At 61.7% G+C, this 762-nt stretch carries 3 protein-coding genes; all 3 read left to right on the forward strand.

Translation table 11 applies throughout. From position 1 onward, the window contains the following. Positions 1-198: conjugal transfer protein TraD (locus CFR72_RS16885; protein ID WP_146220785.1), on the forward strand; the 198-nt coding region annotated here is incomplete at its 5' end. A gap of 64 nt (positions 199-262) precedes the next feature. Further along, positions 263-505, forward strand: coding sequence for a conjugal transfer protein TraD (locus CFR72_RS16890; protein WP_110914823.1), 243 nt, complete (start codon positions 263-265; stop codon positions 503-505). Then, the coding region (locus tag CFR72_RS16895; protein WP_167400423.1) for a conjugal transfer protein TraD at positions 502-762 on the forward strand (261 nt) is incomplete at its 3' end. The genes CFR72_RS16890 and CFR72_RS16895, both read left to right, overlap by 4 nt.

Below are 762 nucleotides of genomic sequence, written 5' to 3' on the forward strand. Positions count from 1 at the left end.
GTCGAGGCGACGGGAGCCGATACCCTGTCGATCGAGGCGCTGGCCGGGGTGCTGCTTGCGGCTGTCGAACAGGCGGACGGCAAACCAGAAGCCGTCGCGAGGTGGACCGAACGGGGGACGGCGTTCTTTCAGGCTGGCGCAAAAAAGGGCGGCCGGAAAGGAACCGGAAACGATCAGAACGGAAGTGCTGGCGCTTGAAAGACGGATCAGGAAGCAGGCGGCCCTGATCCATCGCCATCAGGCACGAAAGGCACGCACCGACATGCGCGACTGGGCGAAGGCGCGACGGGAACGCACTCATCATCTGATCGAACTGGGCGGTCTGGTCCAGAAGGCGGGACTGGTCGATCTGACCGATGATGACCGCGCCACCCTGCTCGGGGCTTTTCTGGATATTGCAGGACAACTACAGGGCAGCAATGATACTGCTCCGATTGACCTGAAAGCACGCTGGAGACGTGCACTCACATTTTACTGTGCCACAAGGGTTGATTGCTCTGGATGAGTGACGCGGTTCTCGCCTGCGTGGTAGAGTATGCCACAGACCAGCAGGACAGAGGGCGGAAAATGCGCAGGCCACGGGACATTGATGCGGAACTGAAGGCGCTTCAGGAAAAGGCAAAACAGCTTAAGGCGCAACGGACCCTCCAGCTCGGCGAACTGGTCGAGGCGACGGGAGCCGATACCCTGTCGATCGAGGCGCTGGCCGGGGTGCTGCTTGCGGCTGTCGAACAGGCGGACGGCAAACCAGAAGCCGTCGCG

The organism is Gluconacetobacter entanii (assembly GCF_003206495.1).
Classification (GTDB): Bacteria; Pseudomonadota; Alphaproteobacteria; order Acetobacterales; family Acetobacteraceae; genus Novacetimonas; species Novacetimonas entanii.